The sequence below is a fragment of the Candidatus Palauibacter sp. genome, from assembly GCF_965237495.1.
Taxonomy (GTDB): domain Bacteria; phylum Gemmatimonadota; class Gemmatimonadetes; order Palauibacterales; family Palauibacteraceae; genus Palauibacter.
In genome coordinates this window covers 2,130,782-2,156,179 of the sequence record NZ_OZ250143.1, presented here as the reverse complement: position 1 = coordinate 2,156,179, position 25,398 = coordinate 2,130,782, and the positions used below count along the sequence as shown (strand labels likewise).

Annotated in this window: 18 protein-coding genes; all 18 read left to right on the top strand. The window is 71.3% G+C overall.

Annotated elements, in window-relative coordinates; translation table 11 throughout:
• The 18 genes from ACPXY0_RS09340 (at position 1) to cas7g (ending at position 25,397) form a co-directional block, all read left to right on the top strand.
• Positions 1–768 (top strand): 2-phosphosulfolactate phosphatase, encoded by a 768-nt coding sequence (locus ACPXY0_RS09340; protein WP_423924239.1) that lies wholly within the window; start codon positions 1–3, stop codon positions 766–768.
• A complete protein-coding gene (locus ACPXY0_RS09335) occupies positions 758–3,055 on the top strand; it encodes a DNA translocase FtsK 4TM domain-containing protein (RefSeq protein WP_423924237.1) in 2,298 nt (765 codons plus the stop codon). Before ACPXY0_RS09340 ends, ACPXY0_RS09335 begins: the two co-directional genes overlap by 11 nt.
• Positions 3,052–3,972 carry a LolA family protein gene (locus ACPXY0_RS09330; RefSeq protein WP_423924235.1) on the top strand — a complete coding sequence of 307 codons (921 nt, stop codon included), beginning with the start codon at positions 3,052–3,054 and terminating at the stop codon, positions 3,970–3,972. The genes ACPXY0_RS09335 and ACPXY0_RS09330 overlap by 4 nt, the downstream gene beginning before the upstream one ends.
• Complete coding sequence (rimO, locus tag ACPXY0_RS09325; protein WP_423924233.1) at positions 3,963–5,414, top strand: 30S ribosomal protein S12 methylthiotransferase RimO; 1,452 nt, start codon at positions 3,963–3,965, stop codon at positions 5,412–5,414. Before ACPXY0_RS09330 ends, rimO begins: the two co-directional genes overlap by 10 nt.
• Positions 5,411–6,724: a glutamate-1-semialdehyde 2,1-aminomutase gene (gene hemL / locus ACPXY0_RS09320; RefSeq protein WP_423924231.1), complete on the top strand. Its 1,314-nt coding sequence runs from the start codon at positions 5,411–5,413 to the stop codon at positions 6,722–6,724. Before rimO ends, hemL begins: the two co-directional genes overlap by 4 nt.
• Positions 6,721–8,364, top strand: coding sequence for an apolipoprotein N-acyltransferase (lnt, locus tag ACPXY0_RS09315; RefSeq protein WP_423924229.1), 1,644 nt, complete (start codon positions 6,721–6,723; stop codon positions 8,362–8,364). The genes hemL and lnt overlap by 4 nt, the downstream gene beginning before the upstream one ends.
• Positions 8,361–10,406 carry a TonB-dependent receptor plug domain-containing protein gene (locus ACPXY0_RS09310; protein ID WP_423924227.1) on the top strand — a complete coding sequence of 682 codons (2,046 nt, stop codon included), beginning with the start codon at positions 8,361–8,363 and terminating at the stop codon, positions 10,404–10,406. The genes lnt and ACPXY0_RS09310 overlap by 4 nt, the downstream gene beginning before the upstream one ends.
• A 28-nt stretch (positions 10,407–10,434) precedes the next feature.
• Positions 10,435–11,340: a histone deacetylase family protein gene (locus tag ACPXY0_RS09305; protein WP_423930527.1), complete on the top strand. Its 906-nt coding sequence runs from the start codon at positions 10,435–10,437 to the stop codon at positions 11,338–11,340.
• Positions 11,337–12,779 (top strand): isochorismate synthase, encoded by a 1,443-nt coding sequence (locus ACPXY0_RS09300; RefSeq protein ID WP_423930525.1) that lies wholly within the window; start codon positions 11,337–11,339, stop codon positions 12,777–12,779. The genes ACPXY0_RS09305 and ACPXY0_RS09300 overlap by 4 nt, the downstream gene beginning before the upstream one ends.
• Positions 12,776–14,557, top strand: coding sequence for a 2-succinyl-5-enolpyruvyl-6-hydroxy-3-cyclohexene-1-carboxylic-acid synthase (gene menD, locus ACPXY0_RS09295; RefSeq protein WP_423930523.1), 1,782 nt, complete (start codon positions 12,776–12,778; stop codon positions 14,555–14,557). Before ACPXY0_RS09300 ends, menD begins: the two co-directional genes overlap by 4 nt.
• 84 nt (positions 14,558–14,641) lie before the next feature.
• Positions 14,642–15,502, top strand: a complete 861-nt coding sequence (menB, locus tag ACPXY0_RS09290) for a 1,4-dihydroxy-2-naphthoyl-CoA synthase (RefSeq protein ID WP_420461872.1) — start codon at positions 14,642–14,644, stop codon at positions 15,500–15,502.
• A complete protein-coding gene (locus ACPXY0_RS09285; RefSeq protein ID WP_423930640.1) occupies positions 15,490–16,383 on the top strand; it encodes a 1,4-dihydroxy-2-naphthoate polyprenyltransferase in 894 nt (297 codons plus the stop codon). The genes menB and ACPXY0_RS09285 overlap by 13 nt, the downstream gene beginning before the upstream one ends.
• Positions 16,380–17,888 carry a class I adenylate-forming enzyme family protein gene (locus ACPXY0_RS09280; protein ID WP_423930520.1) on the top strand — a complete coding sequence of 503 codons (1,509 nt, stop codon included), beginning with the start codon at positions 16,380–16,382 and terminating at the stop codon, positions 17,886–17,888. The genes ACPXY0_RS09285 and ACPXY0_RS09280 overlap by 4 nt, the downstream gene beginning before the upstream one ends.
• Complete coding sequence (locus ACPXY0_RS09275) at positions 17,885–19,054, top strand: aminotransferase class V-fold PLP-dependent enzyme (protein ID WP_423930518.1); 1,170 nt, start codon at positions 17,885–17,887, stop codon at positions 19,052–19,054. The genes ACPXY0_RS09280 and ACPXY0_RS09275 overlap by 4 nt, the downstream gene beginning before the upstream one ends.
• Before the next feature lie 67 nt (positions 19,055–19,121).
• A complete protein-coding gene (locus ACPXY0_RS09270; protein ID WP_423930516.1) occupies positions 19,122–19,358 on the top strand; it encodes a nucleotidyltransferase family protein in 237 nt (78 codons plus the stop codon).
• Positions 19,348–22,086 (top strand): type I-G CRISPR-associated helicase/endonuclease Cas3g, encoded by a 2,739-nt coding sequence (gene cas3g, locus ACPXY0_RS09265; protein ID WP_423930514.1) that lies wholly within the window; start codon positions 19,348–19,350, stop codon positions 22,084–22,086. Before ACPXY0_RS09270 ends, cas3g begins: the two co-directional genes overlap by 11 nt.
• A complete protein-coding gene (gene cas8g1, locus ACPXY0_RS09260; protein ID WP_423930512.1) occupies positions 22,073–24,451 on the top strand; it encodes a type I-G CRISPR-associated protein Cas8g1/Csx17 in 2,379 nt (792 codons plus the stop codon). The genes cas3g and cas8g1 overlap by 14 nt, the downstream gene beginning before the upstream one ends.
• Positions 24,441–25,397 (top strand): type I-G CRISPR-associated RAMP protein Csb1/Cas7g, encoded by a 957-nt coding sequence (gene cas7g, locus ACPXY0_RS09255; RefSeq protein ID WP_423930510.1) that lies wholly within the window; start codon positions 24,441–24,443, stop codon positions 25,395–25,397. Before cas8g1 ends, cas7g begins: the two co-directional genes overlap by 11 nt.
• Position 25,398 lies beyond the last annotated feature (1 nt).

Genomic DNA, 25,398 nt, shown 5'->3' with positions numbered 1-25,398 from the left:
GTGAGCGCGATCGACGTCCTGTGGCTCCCCGGGGAACTCGCGTCCGTTCGGGCAGGTGCCCGTACAACGGTCGTCATCGATGTGATCCGGGCCACGACGAGCATCACGACGGCGCTCGCGGCCGGGGCCGAACGGGTGATTCCCGCCCTCACCGTCGTGGCGGCGAGGGAAGCCGCGGCGCGCACGGAGGGCTCGCTCCTGTGCGGGGAGCGCGAGGGGGTGCCGCCGCCGGGGTTCGACCTCGGCAACGCGCCCGGCGAGTTCGACCGGGCGACGGTCGCCGGGCGGACGCTCGTGTTCACGACGACGAACGGGACCGCCGCGGTCGAGGCGGTGCGTGACGCGGGGGCCGTGCGGCTCGGCTGTTTCCGGAACGTCGGGGCGGTCGCGCGGGCAGTGGCGGGCGACGCGGCCCGCGGCGGGTGCGGCGTGTCGATCCTTTGCGCCGGGCGGCGAGGCCGCGTGAGCATGGACGACGCGTGGTGCGCGGGCCATCTTGTAACGCGGTTCGTCCAGACGGTCGGGGGGGCTACATTGACCGATGGCGCGCGGGCCGCGCAGGCGCTCTCCGCCGAGTTGGGACCGCCGACCGCGGTCGGCCTCGCCCGCACCGCGGCCGGGCGAGCCCTGCGCGCCATCGGCCGGGCGGACGACCTCCGGGCCTGCGCGACCGTAGACGATCTCACGGCCGTGCCGGTCTGGCGGGACGGCGCCCTTGTCTTGCCACGGGCAGCGAGGGTGGGGAGGAGGACGTGTGATGGTGGATGAACGGCAACGGCGCGAGGTGCTGGGCGCCGCGCTGATCCTGCTTGGCCTGCTGGTGGCGTTCGCGCTCGTCTCCCCGGCGCTTGTCGGCCCCGAGAACAACTGGATCGGGAACGCCGGCCGCCGGCTGCACGGGGCGCTGGACGTCGCGCTCGGGCCCCTCGCCGCACTCCTCGCGATTCAGGCCTTCGCCTGGGGCGGGTACTTCCTCGGCTGGGGCGGCCGAGGGCGGGCGGTGCGCGGGACGATCCTCTCCCTCGTGTTCCTCCTCACTCTCCCCGCGCTGTTCTGGCTCATGGCGCCGCGGCCCGACGCGTCCCCCCCCTCCGTGGGCTGGCTGGGCGACAACGCCGGGCGGGGTCTCGAAATGCTGTTCGGCCGGGTCGGCGGATCGCTGATCGGCGCGGGCGTGCTCGTGCTCACCCTCGTCGTCACGATGCGCTGGTCGCTGGCCGGCGCGGTGGCGGCGGGAGGGCGGGCGACCGGGCGCGGCCTGGTCGCAAGCGGGCGCGGCGCCCGCGGGCTGGGCCGCTTCCTCGCCGGCCGATTCCGGCAGGAACGGTCGTCCCGGGCCCCCAGTCCCCCCGCGAGACCGGATCCGCCCCGCGAGGCCCGAAAGACGCGCCGGCCCGCGAAGCGGAAGACGACGCGCGCGGCGGCGAAGCCGGGCCGCGACCCGGTGGCGAAGCCGGACCGCGACCGCGCGGCGGATGATCCGTCCCCCGTCCCGGAACTCGAGGAGTTCGGCGATCCCGACTCCCGCGACCTCCCGCCCCTCGACCTGTTCGACGAACCGGAGGGGCAGGGGAGCGGTCTCGGCGTGCGCGACCTCGATCGCCTGGGCGAGATTCTCATCGAGAAGCTGGCGACCTTCCGCGTCGCCGGTGAAATCGGAGGCTGGACGACCGGCCCCGTCGTGACGCAGTTCGAGGTCGTCCCCGCCCCCGGCGTGAAGGTGGGACAGATCTCCGCCCGGGCGGACGACATCGCGCTCGCCCTGAAGGCTCCATCCGTCCGGATCGTGGCGCCGATTCCCGGCAAGGGGGCCGTGGGAGTGGAGGTCCCCAACCCCGCCTCGGAGATGGTCCTCGTGCGCGAAGTACTCGAGAGCCCGGCCTACCGGCGGGGGCGCCAGAAGCTGCCGCTCGCGCTGGGACGCGACCTCTCCGGAAAGCCCGTGTGCGCGGATCTCACCCGCATGCCGCACCTCCTCATCGCCGGCCAGACGGGATCCGGCAAGTCGGTGTGCATCAACGCCCTCATCACGAGCCTGGTCTGCCGCTACGTCCCGGCCGAAATGCGCCTCCTGATGGTGGATCCCAAGATGGTGGAACTGTCGGTCTACGGAGACCTGCCCCACCTCCGCCATCCGGTCATCACCGACAACGACGAAGCCGCGTCCGTCCTCAAGTGGGCGGTGTACGAGATGAAGCGGCGGTTCGGGCTGCTCTCCTCGAACGGCTGCCGGAACATCGGGGAATTCAACGGCCGGATCGAGGGCGGCCGCAAGGTGTTCCTGCCGAATCGGGGCATGGCCGACGAGCCGCCACCCCATGAGGAAGGCCCGCTCCCCTACATCGTGCTCATCATCGACGAACTCGCGGACCTCATGATGACCGTGCAGTCCGAGGTCGAGACCCCGCTCGCGATGCTGGCCCAGAAGGCGCGGGCGGTGGGGATCCACCTCGTGCTCGCGACGCAGCGCCCCTCGGTGAACGTCCTCACCGGCCTCATCAAGGCCAACATCCCGAGCCGCATCGCCTTCCGGGTCGCGTCGAAGATCGACAGCCGCACGATCCTCGACATGAACGGGGCGGAGAGTCTGCTCGGGAACGGAGACATGCTCTTCCTGCCCCCCGGCGAGTCCGACCCCGTCCGCATCCAGGGTGCCTACATTTCCTCGGAGGAGACCGAACGCCTGCTGGACTGGTACCGGGCCCAGGCGAAGGCGCGCGCCGCGGCCGAGGCCGCGGCCGAAGCGGCTGCGGAGCGCGACATCCTCGACATGCTGAAGGAAATCGAGGAAGAGGATGGAGGTGGCGGGGTGTCGAACGAAGGCGCCGGGGACCGCGACAAGCTGTTCCGCCAGGCCGCGGAGATCGTGATCTCGCATTCCGCCGGCTCGACCAGCCTTCTGCAGCGCCGGCTCAGGATCGGCTACGGCCGGGCGGCGCGCATCATCGACCAGTTGCACGCGGCCGGGATCGTGGGACCCGCGGAGGGGTCCAAACCCCGCGAGGTGCTGGCGACGCTGACGGATCTGGACGAAGGGACGGTCGACGAGGCATGAGGCACCGGGAAGGGCGGATTCTGGCGGCCGCGGCGCTGGTCGCCGGCCTGTCCGCGGGCTGCGCCGACCGTAGTTCGTCCGCCGAGGCCGAGGCGCGCGCCCGGCTCGAAGCCGAGTTCGGACGGCGCGCGGAGGCGCCCGAACCGGCGCGCGAGGCCGCCGCGGCCACCGGGAGCCAGCCGGCCGCCGGGAGCCACCCGATGCCCGCGCGCGAACCGGCCGCCGATGACCCGGCGCCGCCCCCCGACCCGGCGCCGCCCCCCGACCCGGGGCCGTCCGACCCGTCGCCGGCCGACCCGGGGCCCGGCGAGGTGGGCGTCGACTCGCTGCTCGCCCTCGCCGACGCGGCCTACGCCGGGCTCGACCGCCTTCGCGCCGCCTTCTCACAGCGGATCGAGAACCCGCTGCTCGGACGGACGCGCGAGGGGCACGGCATGTGGTACCAGGCGGGCCGGAACCGTTTCCGCATGGACTTCGAGGTCCCGGCGGACGACATCTACATCGCGGACGGGTCCTGTCTGTGGCTCTACGAGCCCTCGCTCCACGACCAGGTCATGGTCTCGCGCCTCGAGGAGGGGGTCGAACTCGGCACCATCGACATCCTCGGCCGACTGCTCGCGGAAGCCAGGACCCGCTACGACGCGGTGGACGCGGGGGTCGAGGCGATCGAGGGGACGGAGACCCGGGTCGTGGCGCTGACGCCGCGACAGCTTCCCGCGCGATACGTGGAGGTGCGCCTCTGGATCGGGGTCGCCGATCACTACGTCCGCCGCTTCCGGGTCCGGGAGGAGAACGAGACGGTGCGTACGGTGACGCTCACGCGGATCGAACCGCAGGCGCCGATCGCTCCCTCGCTGTTCGCGTACGCGCCCCCCTCCGGGGTGCAGATCTTCCCCGACGACATCCGATGCGACTAGGACTCATCAGCCTCGGCTGCGACAAGAACACGGTCGACTCCGAGCGCCTGCTCGCGGAACTCGTCGGCCACGGCGCGGAGCGCACCAGCCCCGCGGACGCCGAGGTCATCCTCGTCAACACCTGCGGGTTCATCGACGCGGCGAAGGAAGAGTCCATCGAGACGCTCATCGAGGCCGGTCGCCTGAAGCGCGATGGATCGTGCCGCGGCGTGGTGGCGGTGGGGTGCATGGTCGAGCGCTACCGCGACGAGCTGGAGGAGGCCCTCCCCGAGGTCGACCTCCTGCTCGGCCTGCGCGACCTCGACCGGCTCGTGCCCGAACTGCGCGCCCGCGGCCTGCTGAACACTCCGGCCCCGGCCGGAGGCGTGCATCCGGGCGAGCGGATCCCCGTCGCGTCCCGGCACGTGCGCTACCTGAAGGTGAGCGAGGGGTGCGATCACGGGTGCGCCTTCTGCGCCATCCCCCTGTGGCGCGGGAAGCACCGCTCCTTCGAGTTGGAGCGGCTCGTCGCCGAGACGCAGCGCCTCGAGGCGCAGGGTGCGGTCGAGGTGAACCTCGTCGCCCAGGACCTCGCCCACTGGGGCCGCGAGCGCCGGGACGGGACGGACATCGCGACGCTCGTGCAGGCGCTCCTGCGCGAGACGTCGATCCCGTGGTTCCGGCTGCTGTACATCTACTCGGCGGGGCTGCGCGAGCCGCTCGTGGAGCTGATGGCGTCCGAAGCCCGCCTCCTCTCCTACATCGACATGCCGATCCAGCATGCGAGCGACACGGTCCTATATCGGATGCGCCGGCCGGAGCGAGCCGCCACGCTGCGGACGAAGATGGCGTGGCTCCGCGACACGATCCCCGGGCTCACGCTGCGGACGACGGTGCTCGTCGGCTTCCCCGGGGAGACCGATGTCGAGTTCCGGGAGCTGGTGGACTTCCTGGACGAGGTCTCCTTCGACCGGCTGGGGGCGTTCGCGTTCTCGCCCCAGGACGGGACGCGCGCGGCCGCGATGGAGGAGAACTACGTGCCCGCCGGCGTCGCGCGGGAACGCCTCGAGGAGGTGCTGGAAGTCCAGCGCGCGGTGAGCGGCGAACGGCTCGCGGCGGAGGTCGGCCGCGAGCGCACGGCGATCGTCGACGGGCCGGCCGGCGCGGACGACCCGGTGCTGGGGCTCCTGTACGGGGAGGGGGCGCCCGGCGCGGCACAGGTCGGCCGCGTCGAGAGCCAGGCGGACGATGTGGACGGCGCCACGGTGCTCCTCGGCGCGGAGGGGCTCGCGCCCGGCTCGCTGGTGCGCGTAGGGATCGAGCGGGCGGCCGACTTCGACCTCGCCGGCCGCGTGCGGGAGGTCATCCGGGAGGTGCCGACCCGGGCCGCCACGACGGCGCCCGCGGCCGCCGCGGGGCGCGGGCTCCCCGTCCTCGGGCTCGACAGCGCCTGGGGCCGGTGAGCGCGGGCCCGCGGCAGCCGGCCGGCGCGTCCGACTGGGTCCGCCGGGCCCGCGCGGTGATGCCGGGCGGCGTGAGTTCCCCCGTACGGGCGTTCGGCCCGGTCGGCCTCCCGCCTCTGTTCGCCGCCCGCGGCGAGGGCGCGCGCATCTTCGACGACGCCGGCCGCGGCTATCTCGACTACGTCCTCTCGTGGGGCCCGCTCATCCTCGGACACGCGGCCGCGCCCGTCGTCGAGGCCGTGACGCGCGCGGCCCGCGATGGCATGAGCTTCGGGGCGTGCCACGCGCGCGAGGTCGAACTGGCCGAGCGGCTCGCGGCGTGGGTGCCCGGCGTCGAGATGGTGCGCTTCGTGAACAGTGGCACCGAGGCGACGATGTCGGCCGTGCGGCTGGCCCGCGCCGCGACGGGCCGCGACCTCATCCTGAAGTTCGAGGGGTGCTATCACGGCCACGCGGACGGGTTTCTCGTCGTGGCCGGGTCGGGCGTCGCCACCCTGTCCCTCCCCGATTCGCCCGGGGTGCCGGCGGCTACCTCCGCCCTCACGCTGACCGCTCCGTACAACGACCTCGAGGCGGTCGACGCCCTGTTCGCGGAGCACGGGCCTCGGTTGGCCGCCGTCATCGTCGAACCCGTGGCCGGGAACGCCGGCCTCATCCCGCCCCGCAAGGGTTTTCTCCAGGGGCTGCGCGACGCCTGCGACCGCGCGGGGGCCCTCCTCATCTTCGACGAAGTGATGACCGGGTTCCGCGTCGCCCGAGGCGGCGCGCAGGAACGCTACGGCGTCACCCCGGACCTCACGACGCTCGGCAAGGTCGTCGGAGCGGGCCTCCCCGTCGCCGCCTACGCCGGGCCCCGCGGCCTCATGCGGCGCGTTGCCCCGGAGGGACCCGTGTACCAGGCCGGGACGCTCTCCGGGAACCCCCTCGGCATGGCGGCCGGCCTCGCCCAGCTCGAGGAACTTGAGCGCACGGACCCCTTCGCGTCGCTGGAGAGGCGGGCCTCGACGCTCGTCGAGGGGATCCTCGCGGCGGCCCGCGCCCGCGGCATCCCGGCCTGCGGGACGGCGATCGGGTCCATGTGGGGCGTCTTCTTCACCGAAGGCCCCGTGTTCGATTTCGACGGTGCCCGGCGCGCCGACGCGGAGTTGTTCGCCCGCTACTACCGGGCGTGTTTCGAGCGCGGCGTGTTCTTCGCCCCCTCCGCGTTCGAAGCGGGGTTCCTCTCCACGGCCCACACCGACGCGGATATCGAGAACACGGTTGCCGTGGCGGGTGAAGCCATGGACGCGGCGCCGGGAGGCGCAAATTGAGCTGGCGGGCCCGGGTCGTCCCCGAGCGGGCCGGCCCTCTGCTGGCGGGCGGGGTCCTCATGGGGCTGGCCCATCCCCCCTTCCACCTCCTGGTGACGTCGTTCGTCGCGCTCGTCCCGTTCATCGTCTGGCTCGAGGGACTCCCGTCAACGGCCGAGGGGCGGAAACAGGCGCGCACCGGAGGATTCTTCTTCGGGCTCATCTACTACACGCTCGTCCTGTACTGGCTCTTCGTGGCCCTCGTGTTCTACACCTGGTGGGCCGTGTTCGCGTTCCTCGCGCCCATCCTCATCCTGTCGGCGTTCACGTCGTGGGTGGCGGGCGCGATACATCTGGTCCGCAGCCGTTTCCGGTGGCCGCCCTATCTCGTCTTCCCGGTCTTCTGGACGGCGGGAGAGGTGCTGCGCGCCCACTTGCTTGAGGTCTCCTTCCCCTGGATGCAATTCGGCGACTCCCTTTCCGGCTACCCGATCCTGATTGGCGCGGCGGATCTCGTGGGCTCGCGCGGCCTCTCCTTCTGGCTCGCGGCGGCCAACGCCCTCATCGCGATGGGGTTCCTCGCCTTTCGCGCGCGGGGGTGGCGGGCGGCCCGCGGACCGGCCCTCGGGCTGATGATCACGCTGGCGGGGCCGATCGCGTACTCGGTGGCGCGCTGGCAGACGATCGAGACCCGCACCGTGGCCCGGGTGGGCGTCGTGCAGCCGAACGTGCCCCAGCACCTGCGGGATCTTGATCCGGCCGCTGCGACCGACAGTGCCTTGCGCGCGACCGAGACGCTGACGTCGCCCTGGGTGGGCCGCGAGCGCATGGACCTCGTGATCTTTCCCGAGACGATGCTGCAGGCCACCGTCCTGGATCCCCTGCCTTCCTATCCCCATCCCGGCTGGCTGGAGGCCCATGAGTGGGCGGAGGGGATCGTCGCCACGCTGGAGGCGGAGGTCGTCGTAGGGGGGCGCGGAGGGGACGACCTCGGCCCCGGGAGATACCAGCGGTTCAACTCGGCCTACCACTTCCGCCCCGGCGACGGCCTCGTCAACCGGTACGACAAGCGTTTCGTCGTGCCGCTGGTGGAGCGGGTCCCCTTCGTGCCGCCGGAATGGCTCAATCGCATACCCTACATGGGTGGATTGGGCATCGGGAGCTGGCAGTCGCCGATCGAGATTTCGACCGAGCGGGGAAGCGCGGCCTACGGGACGATGATCTGCTACGAGTCGATCTTCTCCCCGCTCGCGCGGCACTTCCGCCGGAACGGGGCGGACTTCCTCGTCAACATCACGAACGACTCCTGGTACGGCCGCGACGCGTGGTGGAGCCGTTCGAGCGCGCTGTGGCAGCACCCGGCGCACCTCGTCATGCGTTCGATCGAGACCCGCATGGGGTCGGCGCGGTCGGGGCTCACGGGGGTGTCGATGATCGTGGATCCGCTGGGCCGGGTCTCCCACCGAACGGAACTCTTCGAGCCGGCGGCCTTCGTGGCCGATGTGGAGACGACGGACGGACTGACGGTGTACGTTCGCTTCGGCGACATCGTGGGGATCGCCTCGGCGGTCGCAGCGATACTCGCCCTCTGTGCGTCCATCCGGGGACGGAAGGTCGACAGGGTTCGGGTGGAAGAGGCGGAGGCGCGCGAAGGCGGATGAGACGGAGACTCCTGCAGTGGCTGGCGGCTGCGGTCGTGTGCGCGGGCGGGCCGGGAGGCGTCGCCGGACAGGTGCCGGACACGCTGCCGCGCGACACGACCGTGTTCCAGATGAGGGAACTTCGGATCGAGGCGATGCGGCCGATCGCGAGCGTCTCCGGCGCCAGCGCGGTGCGCCTCAGCCTCCAGTCCCCGCGCATCGCCGCGGTCCCGCTGCTGGAGGAGGCGCTGCGCGAGTTGCCGTTCGTGCAGGTGCGCGAGAACTCGCGCGGCGAGGCCCAACTCACCCTGCGCGGGATGGAGTCGCGCCAGCTCGCGGTGCTCGTCGACGGCGTGCCGCTGACGCTGGGCTGGGATGCGCGCACGGACCTGTCGCTCATCCCGATCGAGGCCGCGCACGAGGTCGAACTCTTCCGCGGCATCTCCTCCGTCCTGCACGGGCCGAACGTCCTCGGCGGCGTGGTCTCGATCGAGATCGGCCACGGCAGTGTGGACCCGGCCCGGCGGCTCAACGGGGTTCAGGGCGGCGTGGACGCGACCGGGGCGATGTTCGGCGGGGTGCGCCTGGGCCGCACCTGGAGTTCCGGCGCGGGCGGGCTCTCGGTGCAGGCCGGCGGCGGCTACCGCTCGCGCGACGGCGTGCCCCTTCCCGGGGGCGTGACGCAGCCGGCCGGGGCGGACCCGGAGCGGCGTCTGAACAGCGACCTCGACCATGCGAGCGCCTTCTTCACCGGCCGGTACGAATCGGAGGCGGGCGCCTGGGTGTCGATGTCCACCTTCGGCTATCGCGCCGCCAAGGGGGTGCCTCCGGAGCTTCACATCCGGAGCCCCCGCCGGTGGCGCATCCCCGACACGAAGCGGCTCGTGGGCACCGTCTCGGCGGGCACCGCATGGGGCCGCACGCCGCTCGGGACGGGGGATTTCGAGGTCAGCATCGGCGTCGACGCGGGCAACGCGCAGATCGACGAGTTCGACACCCTGGCCTACGAGGAGATCGTCGGGCAGGAGTTCGCGGACGACCGCACGCTCACGCTGCGTGCGCTGTCGGACCACGAACTCGGGACGGGCGTGCTGCGGAGTGCGCTGACGTGGGCGGAGACGCGGCACGTGGAGCGGCTCGTGCCCGGGGACCGCTCGGTCTTCCGCCAGCGTCTGCTGAGCCTCGGGGGAGAGGCCGAGTTCCCGCTCGCGGAGGCGGGCGGCGGGTTCTGGTCCGGCGTCCGCATCAGCCTCGGGGCGAGCTTCGACCGCGGCAGCACGCCGGAGACGGGCGGGCGGCAGGCCCGCGAGGCGATCGACGACTGGGGCGCGCGCATCGGGGGCTCGGCCCAGGTCGGCCGCCGCGTTCGGCTCCACATGGGGGCCAGCCGCCGCGTGCGCTTCCCGTCGCTGCGCGAGCTGTACTCGGGCGCGCTCGGCCGCTTCGTTCCCAACCCGAACCTCGCGCCGGAGGCGCTGCGCGCCCTGGAGACGGGCGTGACCGCGACCGTCGATGCGTTCGGGGCGGAGGTCGAGGCGCAGGCCGTCCTCTTCCTCCAGAGTTTCTCGAACGCGATCGCGCGCACGGGGCTGGGGGACGGCCGGTTTCGGAGGGAGAACCGCCGGCAGGTGGACGCGACGGGGCTGGAACTCCTCGCCGACGCGCGGTGGGGGGCGTTTTCCCTCGGCGGCGATCTGACCTGGCAGGACGTGAACGTGACGGACGAGCGGTTGCCGGGGCTGAGTCCGCGCCCCGAGTACCAGCCGGGGGTCGCGGGCGGGGTTCACGTCGCGGGACCGTTTCCCGCCGGGCTCCGGGTGCGGGCCGCGGTGGAGGCGGTCGGCCGTCAGTTCTGCGTCGATCCGGATCTCGGGCGCGATGTCGCGCTCGACCCCACGACGCGCCTCGATCTCGTGGTGAGCCGGGAATTCGCCGTCGGAGGACCCATGGGCACGCTCCAGACTTCGCTGTCGCTCGACAACCTGGCCGACGCGGCGGTGTTCGATCAGTGCGGGCTGCCCCGGCCGGGCCGCCTCCTTCGTCTCCAGTTCCGGCTCTTTTGAGCGGGTCCCAGGACACGGGGCGCCGCGCATGAGGGTCAACTACAGCCCCGGATACACCGTGCCACTGCCCGACGGACACGCCTTCCCGATGGGCAAGTTCGCCGCGCTGCGCGCGATTCTGGAACGGGACGGGCTCATCTCCCCGGCGGATGTCGTCGAGCCGGGGGAGGCCTCGTGGGAGGAGTTGGCGCTCGTCCACACCCCGGCCTACCTGTCCAGGCTCCGGCACGGCACGCTGGACCGCGCGGAGGTGCGGCGCCTCGGGCTCCCCTGGTCGCCCGCTCTCGTGCGGCGGTCGCGGCTCGCCGTGCGGGGAACGGTGAACGCGGCCTGGATGGCGCTCGAGGACGGCGTGGCCGCGAATCTGGCCGGGGGCACGCACCACGCCTTTCCGGACCGCGGGGAGGGGTTCTGCGTGCTGAACGACGTGGGCGTCGCCGTCCGGATGCTGCGGCGGGGCGGCTGGATCCGGCGCGTGCTCGTGATCGATCTCGACGTCCACCAGGGGAACGGGACCGCCGCCGTGTTCGCCGCCGACCCCGATACCTTCACCTTCTCGATGCACGGGGAAGGGAACTACCCTTTCCGGGAGATGCCGTCGGATCTGGACATTGGGCTGCCCGACGGGACGGGAGACGACGAATACGAGGAGGCGCTGCTGAGATTCCTCCCCGAAGCGCTGGCGCGGTCGCGGCCGGATCTCGTCTTCTATCTCGGCGGGGTCGATGTCCTCGCGGGCGACCACTTCGGCCGCCTCGCCCTCACGCGGGCCGGACTCGAGCGACGGGACCGGATCGTCATCGGGACGATCTGTGGCGAGGGTCTGCCGCTCGCGCTGCTCCTCTCCGGCGGTTACGCCGCGACCCCGGAGTTGACCGCGGAACTTCATGCCGTCGCGCACCGGACGGCGTGCGAGATCGAGAGCGCGGCGTGAAGACCATCGAGTACTCCCGCCGCCAGTCGGAGCCCGCGACGGCGGAGTCCGTGCGGGAAGAGGGGGAGGGCTACTTCGCCAGCGTGACGCTCCGCCTGCCGAGCCTCGAGCCCGAGGCGGTGCTGGCGACGACGCCGATTCGCGTGCGCGGCTTCTGGCAGAGCGGCCCGCACTGGATCGCGCACGCGGCGACGGCGGCCGAGATCGACAGCCGGGAGGGCGAGCCGCCGCCCTCGGCCGGGGATGTGATCGCGTGGACGCGGAAGCGCGCCGAACGGCTGTTCGCGGCGCGCTGGGTTCACGACCTGGACGGCGAATCGCGCCGGCCGCGCCTGCACGGCGGCTTCGCCTTCGACCCGCGGCCGGCCGGCGATCGCGAGCCCGGCTTCTGGGATGTCTTCCCGGCCGCCCGCTTCGTGCTGCCCGCGTACGAGGTGGAGACGGATGACCGCGGCGCCCGGCTGACGGTGACGCGCCGCTTCGCGGCCACCGTTCCCGGCGACCAGGCGATCGACGGGCTGCGGAAGCGGGCGACGCGCACGCGGGAGCAACTCGCCGACCTCGAGCGCCGGGGCGCCGGACCGGGCCCCGTCCCCCCGGCCACGGCCTTCGACGAACCGGTGGGCCCCGAACGCTGGCGGCTGGGCGTCGAACGGATCCTCGAGCGCATCCGGTCCGGCCGCGTCCGCAAGGCCGCGCTCGCCCGCCCGCTCGACATCACACTCTCCGAACCGCCGGATTCGGCCGCCGTCCTCTCCGCCCTCCGGAGCGCGAATCCGATCGCGCACCTGTACCTGATCCAGTTCGCGCGCGATCGCTTCCTGGTCGGCGCCGCCCCCGAACTGATCGGATCGCTGCGGGGCGTCCGCTTCCGCACCATGGCCGTCGGAGGGTCGACGCCGCGCGGCGCGGACCCGGTCTCGGACGCCTGGCTCGGGCGCCAGTTGCTGCACAGCGGCAAGAACCGCGAGGAGCATCTCATCGTCGTCGAGGACATCATCAGGCATCTCCGCGCGGCGGGGATGCGGGCCGTGGAGGACGTCTCGGAGCCGGCTCTGTTGCGCCTCCCCCGCATCCAGCATCTGCGGACCGAACTCGAGGTGGAGACGCCGCCCGGGACCCACGTCCTGTCGCTCGTCGAGGCCCTCCATCCGACCGCCGCCGTGTGCGGCGATCCGCGCTCCGCCGCGCTGAAGCTGATTCGGGCCGAGGAACCGGTGGGCCGGGGGTGGTACGCGGGGCCGGTCGGCTGGTTCGACGACCGCGGGGATGGGGAGTTCGCCCCGGCGCTGCGGTCGGCCGTCTGCCGGGGTCCCCTCCTGCGGCTCTACGCCGGCGCGGGGATCGTGAAAGGCTCCCGCGCCCGCGCCGAATGGGACGAGACCCGGGTGAAGCTGCAGACGATGCTGGGAGCGCTCGGGGTCGAGCGAGTGCCGTGAGCGGGACGGGTCGGACAGCCCCCAACCGGAACACGCTGTGGGCGCGCGCGCTGGCCGACCGGCTGGCTCGCCTCGGAGTGACGCACGTCTGCGTCGGGTCCGGCTCCCGGTCGGCACCGCTGGTCGAGGCGTTCGCCGCGGACCGGCGCTTCGTCGTCCACCCGCACGTGGACGAGCGCTGCGCCGCCTTCTTCGCGCTCGGGATCGGCGCGGAGAGCGGCCGTCCGGCCACCGTCGTCACGACATCGGGGACCGCGGCGGCCAACCTCTACCCCGCGGTGGTGGAGGCGAGTCAGAGCGAGATTCCGCTGCTTGCCCTCACGGCGGACCGGCCGGCGAGCCTCCGCGGGACGGACGCGAACCAGACCATCGACCAGGTCGACCTCTACGGGCGCTATCCCCGGTTGTCGATCGATGTCGCACTCCCGGAAGCGAGCGAGGCGGGGCTCGCCCGGCTGGGCGCCGCGGTGGAGGCGGCCTGGCGTGCCGCGACCGGGGCGCCGGTCGGGCCGGCCCACCTGAACCTGCAGTTCGCCAGGCCGCTCGAGCCCACCCGGGCGCCGGGCGACGTGCCGCCCGGGCTCGAGGCCCGTCTGCCCGACCCGGAGGCGCCTCCCGGCGAACCCGGTCCGCCGGTGCCGGACGCCGGGGCCGAGTTGGCGGCGCTCCTGCGCGCCGCGCGGCGACCCCTGCTCGTGTGCGGCCCGAATCACCGTCCCGAGATCGGGGTCGCCGCGCTCGCGCTCGCGGCCCGGACGGGCGCGCCGCTGGTGGCGGATCCGCTCTCGGGCGCCCGCTTCGGAGCCGGCGCCCGCCATTGGACGATGGGGAGCGCGGACCTCTGCCTCGGCGACGCCGAAATCGCCGCGGCGCTGCGCCCCGACCTCGTCGTGAGGATCGGCCGCGCGCCCACCTCCGCCTCGGTGTGTCGCTACCTGGAGCGGCACGGGGACGCGCCCCAGGTCGTCCTCGACGCGGCGCACCGGTGGCGGGACCACCTCGCCACGAACTCCCGGCCGCTCACCGGCGATCCGGCCGCCACGCTCGCCGGGGCGACATCCTCCGGCGCGGGGGAGGCGGAACCCGAGTGGACCGACCGGTGGCGGGAGATCGACGCGGCGGCGTGGACGGCGGTCGCGCCCGCGCTGGCGGACAGCTGGTTCGAGGGGGCCATCGCCGCGGCCGTGGCGGAGGCGCTACCGGAAGGGACCCCCTGGTTCATCGGCAACTCGATGCCCATCCGTGACGTGGACGCCTTCGCGCGTCCGACGGACCGGCCCCTCCGCGCTCTCGGGTTCCGTGGCGCCAGCGGCATCGACGGGAACGTGAGCGGGGCGCTCGGGGCCGCGGCCGCCTCGGGACGGCCCGCCGTCGCCCTCGTCGGGGATCTCACGCTGCTTCACGACGCGGGGGCGCTCCTCGCCCGGCGTCCCGACGGTGCGAGACTCCACATCGTCGTGATCCAGAACCGCGGCGGCGGGATCTTCCACATGCTCCCGATTCGCGAGCACGACCCGCCGTTCACCCCCTTCGTCGTCATGCCCCAGCCCGTCGACCTCGGAGCGGTTGCCGCCGCCGCCGGAATCCCCCACCGTCCCGTCGCGTCGGTCGCCGAACTGAGGGCGGCGCTCGCGGAGGATCCGAAGCCGCCGCTGGGCGCCGGATCCGGGACTCCCGGCCTCCGCCTCACCGAGGCGCGCATCGACCGGCATGACAACTGGGAGCGGCGTACCGCCGTCGTCGAACGTGCCCGGGAGGCGGCGCGCGCGGCGCTCTGAAGGCCCGCCGACCCGTGCGACGAGAACTGCGAGATGTCCGAGGCGCCCGCGCCTGGAAGCCCGCAACCTGACGGAGAACCCAGCATGGAAGAGACCTTCACGCCGCCGGAGAGCGGCGTCGTCTGGCAGCCGGTCGGCGAGTACGGCGACATCACCTATCACAAGACGGACGGGATCGCGCGCATCGGCTTCAACCGCCCCGAGATCCGCAACGCGTTCCGCCCCGAAACCCTGTTCGAGATGTACGGGGCCTTCCAGGACGCGCGGGACGACGAGCGGATCGGCGTCGTGCTCCTCACCGGAAACGGTCCCTCCGCGGACGGGAAGTGGGCCTTCTGTTCGGGCGGAGACCAGCGCGTGCGCGGCGAGGCCGGGTACGTGGGGAAGGACGGGGTCGCCCGCCTGAACGTGCTCGACCTCCAGCGCCTCATCCGTTCGATGCCCAAGCCGGTGATCGCGCTCGTGGCGGGATACGCGATCGGCGGCGGGCACGTCCTCCACGTCGTGTGCGACCTCACGATCGCGGCGGACAACGCCGTGTTCGGACAGACGGGCCCCAAGGTGGGAAGCTTCGACGGCGGCTTCGGATCCTCCTACCTCGCCCGCTCCGTGGGTCAGAAGAAGGCGCGCGAGATCTGGTACCTGTGCCGCCAGTACGGGGCGGAGGAAGCCGAGCGGATGGGGCTCGTCAACAAGGTCGTGCCGCTCGACCGCCTCGAGGCGGAGGGGGTCGACTGGGCGCAGGAGATCCTCGGGAAGAGCCCGCTCGCGATCCGCTGCCTGAAGGCCGCCATGAACGCGGACTGCGACGGACAGGCCGGCATCCAGGAGTTGGCGGGGCACGCCACGATGCTGTTCTACATGACCGAGGAGGGGCAGGAGGGGAGGAACGCCTTCCTCGAGAAGCGGCCCCCCGACTTCCGGCGCTATCCCTGGCGTCCGTGAAGTCGGGTGGTACAGGGGCGTGGCTGGCCGGCGCCCGCCTGCGCACGCTCCCGGCGGCGGCGGGGCCCGTGCTGGCGGGCGGGGGCCTGGCGTGGGAGGCGGGCGGTTTCGCCGCGGGACCGTTCCTCGCGGCGCTTGCCGGGGCGCTCCTGATCCAGGTCGGGACCAACTTCTCGAACGACTACTCCGACTTCGCCCGCGGCGCGGATACGGCGGACCGCCTGGGCACCCCGCGCGTGACCCAGGCCGGCCTCCTCGAGCCCGGGGCCGTCCGGATGGGGGCGGCGGTTTCGTTCACCCTCGCGGCCCTGTTCGGAGTCTACCTCGTCACGGTCGGGGGATGGCCGATCGTGTGGATCGGCGCGGCGGGCATCCTGGCCGGGATCTGCTATACGGGCGGGCCGTGGCCCTTCGGCTACCACGGCCTGGGGGACCTGTTCGTGTTCGTCTTCTTCGGCCCGGTCGCCGTCGCGGGCACCGCCTACGTGCAGCTCTCGCGCTGGGCACCGGAAGCGGTGCTCGCGGGGGCGGGGGCGGGGGCGCTCGCGACCGCGATCCTCGTGGTCAACAACCTGCGCGACCGGGAGACGGATGCGGCGGCCGGCAAGCGCACGCTGGCGGTGAGGATCGGGCCGACCGCGACGCGCGTGCAGTACTCGGTGCTTCTCGCCACCGCCGCCGCGGTGCCCCCCGTCGGCGCCGCGGCCGGGCTGTGGCCGCCGGGGGCCCTCCTCGCCTCCGCCGCGCTGCTGCTCGCGGTCGCGCCACTGCGTACCGTGTGGAGCCACGGGGACCCGCGCGACCTCAACCCCGCGCTCGCGGCGACGGCCCGGGCCACGGGGGCCTACGGTCTCCTGTTCGCGCTCGGTTGCCTGCCGTGACCGGCCCGGGGGCTCTCGGCCCGGCTTCGGGTTTCGCCCTCGCGCAGCGGGACCACCGGTGGTCCGCCGCGGAAGTTGGCGCCGCCAGCGACCTCGTCGCCGCCGCGCTCCCGGAGGCCGGGGTGGGTCCGGGCGTCATCGTGGCGCACCAGTTCGGTCTGGACCCGGGGGGCGCCGTGGCGCTGGGGGCGATCGCGCGCGCGAGCGCGATTCTGGCGCCCGCGCACCCCGGGTGGACCGATTTCGAGCGGGACGCCTTCCTCGTCGCGCTGCGGCCGGCCGCCGCGCTCACCGGCCCCGGCACGGTCTGGCCAGCGCCGGGATGGACCGCGGAAGCCCTCCCGGCGCCCGGAATCGGCGAGATGATCCTCCACCGCCGCCGCCCCGCCGAGCTGTCATCCGCGACGGGCGGCGAGGCCGGCGCGGAGGCGCACGGGGGGGTCGAGAGAGGGCTCGCGTGCGGTGCGATCCTCGCCACCTCGGGGACCGGGGGCGTCCCGCGCTTCGCGGTTCACGAATGGCGGTCGCTGAGGGCGAACGCCGAGGCGGCGAACGAACGTCTCGACTTCGGCCCGGACGACCGATGGCTCGCGACGCTGGGCTGGGCGCACGTCGGCGGGCTGGCGGTGCCGCTCAGGGCCGCGGCCGCCGGCGCCACGGTGGGGCTCGCTTCCGCGCGCTTCGACGCCGCAACCGTCGCCCGGGCGCTCGGCGAACTCGCCATCACGCACCTGTCGCTGGTGCCGGCGATGCTGCACGGGCTGCTGGAGGGCGGCGCCCGGCCGCCGGGCTCCCTGCGCGCGGTCCTGCTCGGCGGCGCGGCGACCCCGCCGGATCTGCTCGACCGTGCGCTCGGAGCCGGGTGGCCCATCGCCCTCACCTACGGACTCACCGAGGCGGGGTCGCAGGTCGCCACGGCGACTCCCCGCGAGCTCCGGGCGGCCGACCGCTCGTGCGGCCGCCCCCTGCGCGCCGTCGAGGTCCGCATCCGGCCCGCGGAGGGCCGGGACGAGGCCACCCAGCCCGGGCAGCCCCCCGCCCCCGCCGGGCACATCGAGGTCCGCGGCCCCACCCTGTTTCGCGGGTACATCGGCGCGCCCCCGCGTCCCCGGGACGCCTGGTTCTCGACCGGCGACCTCGGCCGCCTCGACGCGGACGGCCGGCTCGAGGTGACCGGCCGTCTCCACGACCGCATCGTCAGCGGGGGCACGAACGTCGACCCCGTCCGGATCGAGGCGGTCCTCGCCGCGCACCCCGAGGTGCGCGAGGCCGCCGTGATCGGCCTGCCGGATGAGACGTGGGGCCAGATCGTGGTCGCCGTGGTCGCCGGGCACGATCCGGAACTCGCCTCGCGCCTGGACCCCTGGTGCCGCCAGCGGCTCTCGAGCGCCCGGGTACCTCGACGCTGGGAGGTCCTCGAGCGTCTGCCCCGGACGGCCACGGGCAAGGTGGACCGCGCTCGCCTGGCAGCGCTGGTCGAAGAGAAAGCCGGGAGGACCCATTGAGCACCGCCGTCGCATCGAAGCTCACCTGCCAGAAGAGCCGGTTTCAACTCGACGAGGACGCCCATTTCCTCAACTGCGCCTATCTCGGGCCCCTGCCGCGTTCGGTCGCCGCCGTGGGGGTGGAGGGGGTTCGCCGCAAGCTCTCGCCGACCCCGTTCCCGGGTACGGAGTTCTTCACCGACTGCGACCGTGCCCGGGGCCGCTTCGGGCGCCTCGTCAACGCCGCCCCGGAGCGGATCGCGCTCATCCCCTCCGCGTCCTACGGCCTCGCCGTCGCGGCCCGGAACCTCCCTCTCGAGCCGGGGCAGAACATCGTCATCCTCGGGGAGCAGTTCCCGAGCAACGTCTACGCGTGGCGCCGGCGGGCGGCCGACGACGGCTGCGAGGTGCGGACCGTGGAGCGCCCCGCCCCGCCCCCCTCCGGCGCCCTGTGGAACGAGCGGCTGCTGGAGGCCATCGACCCCGACACCGCCGTCGTCGCGCTCCCGCACTGCCACTGGACCGACGGCACCCGGATCGACCTCGAGGCAGCCGGGAGCAGAGCCCGCGAGGTCGGCGCCGCGCTCGTCATCGATGGCTCACAGTCCATCGGAGCCGTCCCGTTCGACATCGAACGCATCCGCCCCGACGCGCTCATCAGCGTGGGGTACAAGTGGCTCCTCGGCCCGTACCAGACGTGTGTGGGCTACTTCGGCCCCCGATTCGACGACGGCGTGCCGCTCGAGGAGACATGGATCTCGCGTCGCGGTTCCGAGGATTTCCAGGGCCTCGTGGACTACACGGACGAATACCGGGAGGGTGCCGCCCGCTACGACGTGGGGCAGACGTCGAACTTCATCCTCATCCCCATGCTCATCGAGGCCATGGACCTCATCCTCGCGTGGGAGCCGGCCCGCATCCTCGACTACTGCCGGCAGTTGCTGGCGGGCCTCGCAGAGGAACTGTGCGCCCGCGGCTGGGCCATAGAGGACGACGCCTGGCGCGCCGGACACATCCTCGGCATCCGCCTCCCCGAGGGGTGCGACCTCGCAGAACTGGAGGCGCGCCTGGCCGCCGCCCGCGTCTACGCCTCCCTGCGGGGCGACGCGCTGCGCGTCGCCCCCAACGTCTACAACGACGCCTCGGACGTAGAGGCTCTCCGACGCGTCCTCGTGGCCTTCGGGTAGACAGGCCCGCCGCTACCGCACCACCGGGCACTTCATTACCATCGAGCCATGAATCGCCGAACTGGCGTTGTTCGGTTCCGTCGTGCGGGAAGACTTCGGACCGGAGAGCGACGTGGATGTCCTCGTGACCTTCCACTCCTCGGCCCGGCCGACCCTCATGGATATGGTTCGGATCGAGGAAGAGTTGAGCGAGTTGTCCGGGCGCCGAGCGGACCTTCTGGAGCGACGGTCGATCGAGAGAAGTCGAAACTACCTGCGGAGAGAGGCGATCCTCGGATCGGCCAGGACCGTCTATGCGGGATGACGACGCGTACGCATGCGAAGCGAACGTGTTCGAGAACGGAAAGCCCACTCACCTGTTTGGCCAGACCTTAAGCGCAGAGCGACCAATCAACTTGACAGCCAGCAGCTACTCCGGCGAACGACCAACAAGTCCTTCCCTTACGGGTCACGACTCTCCCGGATTCGACCGAATCTTCGAGGCTGCGTTGGGCAGTTCAGCGCAACCCTACAGGTGGCAGCGTGCTTTGGCCGAGGATGGGGATTGGCCGGAGGTGTTGATCGCCCCCACAGGATCGGGCAAGACCGCCGGGGTAACCCTGGCGTGGGTGTGCCACCGGCTTCGCCGACCCGAGTCGACACCCCGCCGGCTTGTGTGGTGCCTGCCGATGCGCACGCTGGTCGATCAGACGAACAGCGAGGTTCGCCGTTGGCTTGGATCCCTGGAAAACGAGGGACTTGATCCCGGTGGAGTGCTCCCGCGCGCGGATGATGTCCATGTCCTGATGGGGGGAGTCGATTCCGGTCGTTGGGTTGCGGCCCCCGAGCGGCCCGCGATCCTCGTGGGCACTCAGGACATGCTTCTCAGCCGTGCCCTAATGCGGGGGTACGCGTCCTCCCGCGCCGCCTGGCCGATGGAGTTCGGGGTGCTCCACGAGGACACCCAGTGGGTGTTCGACGAGGTGCAGCTGATGGGTGCGGGCCGCGCAACATCCGCCCAGTTGGAGGCCTTTCGGCGCCACGAGTTGGCGAGGGCATCACAAGAAGGTCGACCGACCGGACGCCATTGTCGCAGCCTCTGGGTTTCTGCCACGCTCGAGCCCGAGTGGCTCGAAACCGTGGACCATGCCGCCCCAACCAAGGTGCGGCGGGTCGACCCGGCTGCGGAGGACGATGCCAAGCTGTGTAAGCTCGCTCGGGCTCCCAAGCACCTCAGCCGCGCCGACGATGTACCCGAGTCGCCAGGTGCCGCGGACGAAAAGGCCTACCTCGCTCGCCTTGCCAATTCCGTCGTTGACGCCCACCGCGCGGGCCACATGACGCTCGTGATCGTCAACCAGGTCAAGCGCGCGCAAGGACTCCACGACCGGGTGTTAAAGATCCTGGCGGCTCGCGGGGATCCCGCTCCCGCGCTCGCGCTTCTCCATTCGCGGTTCCGCCCGGCGGACCGGAAGCGTGAAATGGACAAGATCGTAGGTGCCGGTGCCCAGTCCGACATCATCGTCATTGCGACACAGTCGGTGGAGGCCGGCGTCGATATCTCGGCAGCCGTGATGTTCACGGAACTGGCGCCGTGGGCATCAATGGTGCAGAGGTTCGGGCGAGCGAATCGGCGGGCGGAACTCGCGGGCGGGGCTGACGTTTTCTGGATCGACTTGCTTGGGGCGCTGGATGGGGACGACAAGAAGGTGGAGAAACAGGCGATCACTATGTCGAGGCCCTACGAAGTCGACGATTTGCGCGAAGCCAGCAAACAGCTCGCTTCATTGAAGGACGTGGCGCCGGTACACCTTCCCGCGCCCGGCGACATCGATCCCCCGCTGCGAGTCCTGCGCCGGAAGGACCTCGACGATCTCTTCGACACGGACGCCGACCTCACGGGCTTTGACGTCGACATCTCGCCTTACGTTCGCGATGCCGACGACACGGACATCCGGGTCTTCTGGCGCGAATTGCGGGTGTCCGGCGATGCGCCGCCCAAGCCGCGTGCGCAGGAGCTATGCGCCGTACCGATTGGACTGGCCAGGAATTGGATCAAGGCGAAGCGAAAGGTCTCCGAGCCCCTCTTCTTCGTGCGCGACCCCCAATGGAGGCACCGAGCAGGACAGCCTGGATCCACCCATCCCGGGTGGGAACCCTTCCGAGACGCCCCCTTTCCCGGGTTGACGCTTCTGGTGGACGTACGGGCTGGCGGTTACCTGGAAAGCGTTGGGTTCACCGGGGATCCGAAGCATGTGCCGGAACCGGTTGATCCGTCCCAACCTGCGCCTGCCACAGCGGCGTCGCCAACTGCGAGCCATGGTCAGGACCAGGAGGCGGAAGGGCACGACGACGATACGCTGAGCGAAACCGGGGCCCCCATACATCTGACGGATCACCTGCGTCACGTTGCTCACGAAGCCTCCCTGCTTTGCGAGGCGCTGGAATTGGACGCGGAGACGCGGGAGCTGGTCATCCGGGCCGCCCGTTGGCATGACTTGGGGAAGGGGCACGAGGTCTTTCAGGATACCATGCGGCGAGGGCTGGACGGCCAATCGGTTCCTGAAGAAGTGCTTCTCGCGAAGACGGTGGGGCAGAATGTGCGCCACGGCCGCGCATACTTCCGTCACGAACTCGCCTCCGCGCTGGCGTTCCTCGCGCAGGAGGGTTGGTCGCGAGAGGCCGATCTCGGCGCTTACCTAATCGCCGCGCACCACGGCAAGGTGCGAATGAACCTGCGCGCCCTGCCTCGAGAATCGGCCCCGAAAGATCCTGATCGCGCGGGCGCTCGCTTCGCCCGTGGCGTGTGGGAAGACGACGAACTACCGCCAATGGAGCTGGGTGGAACCGAGCGGTGGGAACGCGGGAATCTGACTCTCTCGATCATGGAGCTTGGATGGGACGAGGTGACGAAGGAAAGCTGGACCGAACGCACCAGGGATCTCCTCGTGCGGTTCGGTCCATTCCGCTTGGCGTGGCTAGAGACTCTGCTGCGGATCGCGGACTGGCGTGCATCCGCGAAGGAAGTGTCGGGAGGGTATGATGGCGCCTGAGCATTTGACACTTAATGGGTGCTCCCCCACGCCACTCGCGTCCTACCTGAAGGCGCTCGGCGTCCTCCGCCTGCTGTCGTCCGGGGCCAACAACGCGTCGGGAGTGGCTGCCGATCCGGGTGTGCGGGGCTGGTGGGAGGGCGAGCGATTCCATGTGCAGACGACGCTGGGCCGGGACGGTGTGCTGGGGTTCTTCCTGCACGAGTACGCGCCCAGTCCGGTGATCGCACCGTGGAATGGAGGAAGCGGGTTCTACCCCAAAGACAACCGGGACGGCTTCGGGCCCATGAGCTCGGACTCCGTCGCTGAGCGCTTCCAGCCATTCTCGTTGGCCATCCGAGTAGCGTCCGATACTCTCAAGGGTCTTGATCTGCACATCCGCCCCCAGGGCGACGCGAAGGCGACACTCGTGGCGATGCTGAGGGCTCGGCTCCCTGAGTCAGCCCTGCCTTGGGTCGACGCGGCACTCGTGCTGTCCGGGGGCCGACTCCGGTTTCCACAACTGCTCGGGACGGGCGGGAACGACGGACGGCTTGATTTCACTAACAATTTGATGCGCCGACTCGTTTCGGACACCAAGTCGCCGGGGATCTTCCACGCATCGTCCGGCGCACCGTCCCCCGCCGCCAAGGCCCTGCTGGAAAGCGCGCTGTGGAACACGCCGATCCATGCACTCACAACCGCTGCGGTGGGACAATACTCGCCGGGCGGGGCGGGCGGACCGAACTCGACCACCGGGTATGAAGGCGGGCCGGTCGTGAATCCGTGGGACTATGTGCTCATGCTCGAGGGCGCGGCCACCTTCGCCTGCGCGGCCACGCGTCGCCACCAGAGCAACACCATTGCGCGGGCAAGCTTTCCATTCACGGTGGGAGCGGTCGGCGCCGGGTGGGGTGGAATCGAAGCCACGGATGAATCCGACGCCCGTGCCGAATTCTGGGCTCCACTGTGGTCCCGGCCTGCCCGTTCTTGCGAGATCGAGGCACTGTTCGGCGAAGGACGCGCCGTCACGAACGGGCGAACGGCCCGGGACGGACTGGAATTCGCCCGCGCCCTGGCCACTCTCGGGGTCAGCCGGGGCTTCTCGGAGTTTCAACGCTACGGTTTCTACAAACGCGCCGGCAAGAACCACTACGCCACCGCCATCTCACGCCGCCGAGCGGCACCGTCTCCGGGTGCGGAGCTCGTGGCTGATCTGGACAGGGGAGGCTGGTTGAACCGGGCGCGACGTCTGGGGCGTAGCGACAATCAGCCAGCCACGGTTCGCAATGCGGCCAAGGTCCTGGAGGACTCGTTGTTTGAGCTCCTGGCCCCGGACGTGTCGTACCGATCGGTCAGCGCCGCGTTGGAAGCCATCGGCCGATTGGCGAACTGGCTGAGCACAAGCCCCAACGGCCGGGAGATGCTGCCTCCCCCGCCCCTGCTCTCACGCGCATGGCTACTTCAGGCCGACGACGGCAGCCCCGAGTTCCGGATCGCCGTCGCGCTCGCGGGGTTTGGCATCCCCTCGCGGATTCTCGGGCGATCTTCGGAGTCTCCCGATGGCCGTCCGGAACACACCGGCGCGCCGCCGATGGCAGCCCACTTCGCACCGGTCACCAATGGTCCCGGTGATAGGTTTGAGGTGAACACCTTCTTCCGGGACCTCTGGCTGCGAGAACGCCGGACCTGGGCGGACAACAACAATCCACCAACGGTCGTCTGGGGTCACGGGGGACTGGTTGCGAACATGATCGCCGTGCTGGAACGCCGCCTCGTGGAAGCGCCCATTCGCGGGTTGAGGGACAAGCCCCTGAGTAGCGCGAGCTTCGCGCGGATGTCGGATGTGGCGGCCTTTCTGACCGGGGAGTTCGACGATGCGCGCTGCTCCGCTCTCCTAGCCGGGATGGTGTGGACGCAGCCTGTTTGGCTCCCGAACAAGGAGACCGAACCTGCACCAACGACAGCCACCCTGCCGTTCGCGTACTGCGTGCTCAAGCCGATCTTCTCGCCCAATGCCACCCTCGTCCGCGTGGGTGCGATTCCCGGCGAGGGGACGTTACCCATTCCGCCGGGCCTGGTTGCCCAGCTGCGCGGAGGTGGCGCCAACACCGATGGCCGAGCAACCGACGCCGCTGTCTCTGCCGCGTTCGCGAGAGCACGCGCTTCCGGCCTCTCGTCACCCTACGATCCCATTCGGTCCAGAGGCAGGCACTCGAGTCTGCACAGCGGACGAATCGGCGTAGGTTTCCGACCGGACCGCTTGGCTGCCGCCCTGCTGATCCCCGTAACCGACAAGGCACTGACCAGCTTGCTGCGGCGAGCCTACCCAGGCGCCGTCTCCGACACCACCTACCCAACGGAGGAAACACAGAATGGCAGTTGACCTCACTCTGCTCGCCAACGAACCGCGACTCCTGCTGGAAGCGAGGCTACGACCCATTCAGGGGACGCGTTTTCAGCCCACCGGCTTCCCCAACCTCGGTCACGCCGTCTACGAATCACCGAACGGCACCGGTCAGACCGTCCTGGTGGAAAGCGCCCAGTCGATGGCCAACCGCCTGGAGACCGTCTGCTGGGATGAGGTCCAGGACGACTGGGTGGAGCCGCTGCGAGGTCTGCCGGTGATCCAGGTTCTGGACAAGGACGAGAAGCACCTCACTAACTCGCTCATTGAAGCGCACCGTCTCAATTCGCCTTACATCCTCGAAGGCAAGGACAAGTCGGTCTTGGACATGCTCAAGGAGCGGCTGGCCAACCTCGAGCAGGGGCGGGTCGATCTGCGCGAACTCGCCAAGGTGCTGCTTGAGTTCGACACCAACGCGCTGCTGCACGGGGTCTTCCTTGCCAAGAAGGAGCTGGCCGGGGGACGCCTGAGGTTGCCGAGGTCGCTGTCCGCCTTTGTCGAAGCCGAGGGTGCCAAGCGCGCGGTGAGCGGGGGTGTGAAGAACGACGCGGTCGACCCCAAGGGGGATACCGCCAGGGGGTTCGGAAACGTGCCGTTCGCTCGCGACGAATGGATGGCCGAACGAATCACCGCCTACTTCAATCTCGATCTCCGGCAGATTCGCGCCTACGGCCTGGGTGACCGTGTCGAGCGGCTCCTGGTCCTCTTGGCTTTGTTCAAGATCCGAAAGTTCTTGGCCGAGGGCCTGCGGTTCCGCACCGCGTGCGATCTCGATGTTGTCGACGTGACCGTAACCCGGCCCTCGGGGTTCTCCTTGTCGGAGTTGGCCGCCATCGAGGCCGAGATTCCGGGGCTGGTCGAGAGGATCGGGGCGGCAGGGCTGTTCGGAGACACTCGAGTCCTCACCGTCACTTACGAAAAGTAGC